At 69.6% G+C, this 3892-nt stretch carries 5 protein-coding genes; 3 read left to right on the top strand and 2 right to left on the bottom strand.

What is annotated here, in order from left to right:
* On the bottom strand, positions 1-287 hold a 287-nt coding region (locus VH112_05435), incomplete at its 3' end, for a response regulator transcription factor (protein ID HEX4539670.1).
* Positions 284-1456, bottom strand: a complete 1173-nt coding sequence (locus tag VH112_05430) for a histidine kinase (GenBank protein HEX4539669.1) — start codon at positions 1454-1456, stop codon at positions 284-286. The genes VH112_05435 and VH112_05430, both read right to left, overlap by 4 nt.
* A 130-nt stretch (positions 1457-1586) precedes the next feature.
* On the opposite strand from VH112_05430, the gene VH112_05425 reads away from it, so the two are divergent.
* The 3 genes from VH112_05425 (at position 1587) to VH112_05415 (ending at position 3685) form a co-directional block, all read left to right on the top strand.
* Positions 1587-2486 (top strand): ATP-binding cassette domain-containing protein, encoded by a 900-nt coding sequence (locus VH112_05425; protein HEX4539668.1) that lies wholly within the window; start codon positions 1587-1589, stop codon positions 2484-2486.
* Positions 2483-3295 carry an ABC transporter permease subunit gene (locus VH112_05420; protein ID HEX4539667.1) on the top strand — a complete coding sequence of 271 codons (813 nt, stop codon included), beginning with the start codon at positions 2483-2485 and terminating at the stop codon, positions 3293-3295. The genes VH112_05425 and VH112_05420 overlap by 4 nt, the downstream gene beginning before the upstream one ends.
* Before the next feature lie 123 nt (positions 3296-3418).
* Complete coding sequence (locus VH112_05415; GenBank protein HEX4539666.1) at positions 3419-3685, top strand: hypothetical protein; 267 nt, start codon at positions 3419-3421, stop codon at positions 3683-3685.
* Positions 3686-3892: the final 207 nt, after the last annotated feature.

Raw genomic sequence — 3892 nt, 5'->3', positions numbered from 1 at the left:
CGGACCACGTACTCGTCGGCGTCGAAGGTGGTGAGAACGATGACCGCGGGCGCGTCGGGCTGTTCGGAGAGCCGTTGGGTGGCCGCCAGGCCGTCCAACCTGGGCATCCGGATGTCCATCAGCACGACGTCCGGGCGGGTTCGCGCGATCACCTCGAGAGCTTGGACGCCGTCGCTCGCCTCGCCCACGATCTCGAGCTGCGGCGCCCCTCGCAGCATCAGGCTCAGCCCCGCCCGTACCAGCGGGTCGTCGTCGACGAGTACGACCCGGATGGGCTCGCCGCTCATCGTTCCCACGGCAGCCAGGCCCGCAGGACGAAATCGCCGTTGCGGGTCAGGCCGTGCTCGAAGCGGCCATGACTGGCGGCGGCCCGTTCGGCGAGCCCGACGAGGCCGAAGCCGGCGCCGTCCTTGCCGTTGAGCTCCCGACCGACCCGTACCGGGTTCCGCACCGACAGGTTCAGTCCGTTCCCGGGGTGGCCCGTCAGCTCGACGGTGACCATGGCGTGGGGCGCGTGCTTGCGGGCGTTGGTCAGGCCCTCCTGGATGATGCGGAAGGCGCTGCGGCCGATCGACTCCGGGAGGGCGTCGAGGTCCTCCAGGTCCGCACGCAGCGTGACGTGAGCGCCCGCCGCGCGTTCGTCGTCGAGCAACGAGTCCAAGTCACTGAGTGTGGGTTGTGGCCGGTGGTGGGTGACGTCGATGCCGCGCTCGGTGTCCCGGAGCAGACCGAGGATCTCCCGGAGGTCGGCGAGGGCGCGTTGAGAATTCGCCTGGATGATCGCGGCGGTCTCTCGCGTCTCGGCGGCGCTGAGGTCGGTCCGGTAGGCGAGCGCCCCGGCATGGACGGCGACCAGCGACATCCGGTGTGCCAGCACGTCGTGCATCTCGCGGGCGATGCGTGTCCGCTCGCCCGCCCGAGCAGTGGACACCTGCAGCGCCTGTTCGCGTTCGGCCCGTTCTGCTCGATCGTGCAGGGAGGCGATCAGGTCCCGGCGCGCGCCGAGGTACATGCCGATGGCGACGACGACGCCGGCCGCCAGGACGCAGAAGAGCAGGTTCACGTACCACGACATGGTCCGGTTCGGCTGGACGGCCAACGAGGCCTGCCCTGCCAGGACGGACAGCGCGGCCGTGGGCAGGATCTCGCGCCATCGCCGGCGGGCGGACAGCGACACCTGGCAGACGATCCACGGGCCGATCGCGCTCACTGACACGGCGGTGGCCGCGACGGTCAGGACGGTGACGGCGAGCGGCCAGCGGCGGCGGCACTGCATCGCGGCCAGGGACGCGACGCCGAGCGCCAGATCGCCCCAGAACAGCGTCCGGGCCGACTGCCACTGGTCGCCCGCGACCGACAGCCAGAGCAAGCCCCCGATCACGACCGCGAACACAGTGCTCAGCCAGGACGTCTGCCCAGGGGTCAACCGCCGGCCGGCGCGTTCGGCGGTGCTCACCGTTCGAGCGTAGATCGGGACGGTGCAGGCACACAACCGACCAAAGTCGGTGCCAGGAATCGACCTCGGTCGAGCCGGGACCGACCGGTGACCGATGCGCGACGGCCGGGCTGCCCCGCAGGCTCGACACATGATCCTCGTAGACCAGCTCACCAAGCGGTACGGCCGCTACACGGCCGTCGACTCCATCTCCTTCTCCGTACGCCCGGGGACAGTCACCGGCTTCCTCGGCCCGAACGGCGCCGGCAAGTCGACCACGATGCGCGTCATGGTCGGTCTGACCGTCCCGACGTCCGGCACCGCGACTATCAACGGAGAACAGTTCGCCGACCTCCCCAACCCCGGCCTCGAGGTGGGCGTCCTCCTGGACGCCTCTGCCCAGCACGCAGGCCGCACCGGACGCGAGATCCTCACGATCGCCGCTGACACCATGGGTCTGCCCCGCCGCCGCGTCGACGAGATGCTCGAGCTCGTCAGCCTGACACCTTCGGAGGCCAAGCGCCGGGTGCGCAACTACTCCCTCGGCATGCGTCAGCGACTGGGCATCGGCACCGCACTGCTCGGGGACCCCCGGGTACTGATCCTCGACGAACCAGCCAACGGGCTCGACCCTGCCGGGATCCGGTGGATGCGCGACCTGCTGACGGGCTTTGCCAGCCAGGGCGGCACCGTCCTGTTGTCCTCGCACCTGCTCCACGAGATCGAGGTCATCGCCGACGACCTGGTCGTGATCGGGAACGGCAAGATCGTCGCGTCCGGCAGCAAGGAAGAGCTGCTGGCCGCAGCGGGGACGCTCGTCCGGTCGACGTCACCGCGCGACCTCGCGCACGCCCTCGAACGGGCCGGGATCCCCAGCACGCTCGCAGGGGACGGCTCGGTACGCACGGACGCCGACCCTGCTCGGGTCGGGGCGGTGGCCCTGACAGCTGGCATCGCCCTCACCGAGCTCCGGTCCGCCGAGGGCACCGGGCTCGAAGACATGTTCCTGTCCCTCACTGCCGACACCCAACGCGAAGGAGTTGCGGCATGACCGCCACGATCGTCCCTCCCGACACCATCGAGGCCGAGCCGGCCCGACGGACCGCCCAGCCCATCCCGACCACCCGACTCGTCAAGGTCGAGCTGCGCAAGATGTTCAACACCCGCTCGGGATTCTGGATGCTCATCAGCATCGGCGTCCTGTCGCCCATCTCGGCCGGGTCGCTCCTCGTCCTCGGCCTCAACAGCGACGTCACCTACCAGAACTTCGTGAGGGCGAGCGGGTTCCCGATGTCGGTGATCTTGCCGATCATCGCGATCCTGGCCGTCACAGGTGAGTGGAGCCAGCGAAGTGGGCTCACGACCTTCACGCTGGTGCCGAGCCGCGGCCGCGTGATCGGCGCCAAGGCGATCGCGACCCTCCTGGTGGGCCTCGGCGCCGTCTCCGTCGCCTTCGCGGTCGGCGCCCTCGGCAACGTGGCCGGGTCCGCGCTCGCAGGCGTCGACACCGCGTGGGACATTTCGTTGTCCATGGCACTCCAGATGATGCTCTACAACCTGGTTGGCATGGCCTTCGGCTTCGCCCTCGGTGTCGTGCTGCGCAACTCCGCGGCCGCGATCGTGGGCTACTTCGTCGCTTCACTGGTCATGCCGGGCATCCTCGCGCTCCTGGCTCAGGTGCGTTCGTGGTTCGAGGACCTGCAGCCGTGGATCGACTGGCACCACACGCAGGTGGCGCTCCTCGATGGCGCCACGAACACTGTCAAGGAGTGGGCGATGCTCGGCTCGACCACGATGATCTGGATCGTCCTTCCCCTCGTCATCGGACTGCTGTCCCTGCGCCGCTCCGAGGTCAAGTAGTCGCACACACGGGCGGCGCTCTCCGGAACCCCACTGTGGGTTCCGGATACCGCCGCTTCGGGGTGCGTCGGCTTAGCGCCCCCGTCATGACGTCGCCTGGCGGCGAGAAAGGAGACCACAACCATGACCACCTACACCCCGCCCAGCAGCGGCTCCTGCACCGTGCTGGGAGTCCCGTACGCAGACCTGCGCAATCCCGGCCGGCATGTGGGCGTGCTGCTCGACGCCTCGGCCCAGCATCCCGGCCGTACCGGGCGCGAGGTGCTGTCCCTCGCAGCCATGACGATCGGGCTGCCCCGGTCGCGCGTCGACGAGATGCTCGACCTGGTCGGGCTCACCGCTGAGGAGGCCGGGCGCCGCGTCGGCAACTACTCCCTCGGCAGCGCCTAGCCCGGGAGACCGATGGACCACCGCCCTGCTGGCGAAGCGCCCCTCGATCGCGTGGAGCCCGCCACGCCACAAGAGGTCGAGAGACGGACCGTTCCACCGGCCGGTCGAACACGGGCCCTGAGGCCCGAGCCGCCCGTCGTCGAAGTCACCGATCGTGGAGTCACCGATCATCCGACCGCAACGAAGGAGTAAGAGATGACATCACCG

The sequence above is a fragment of the Acidimicrobiales bacterium genome, assembly GCA_036270875.1.
Lineage (GTDB): Bacteria > Actinomycetota > Acidimicrobiia > Acidimicrobiales > AC-9 > AC-9.
This window is presented reverse-complemented; position numbering and strand designations above follow the sequence as displayed.

Coding starts and splice junctions, on each gene's coding strand:
- VH112_05420 (HEX4539667.1), top strand. CDS start 2,483: ATGACCGCCACGATCGTCCCTCCCGACACCATCGAGGCCGAGCCGGCC.
- VH112_05415 (HEX4539666.1), top strand. CDS start 3,419: ATGACCACCTACACCCCGCCCAGCAGCGGCTCCTGCACCGTGCTGGGA.
- VH112_05425 (HEX4539668.1), top strand. CDS start 1,587: ATGATCCTCGTAGACCAGCTCACCAAGCGGTACGGCCGCTACACGGCC.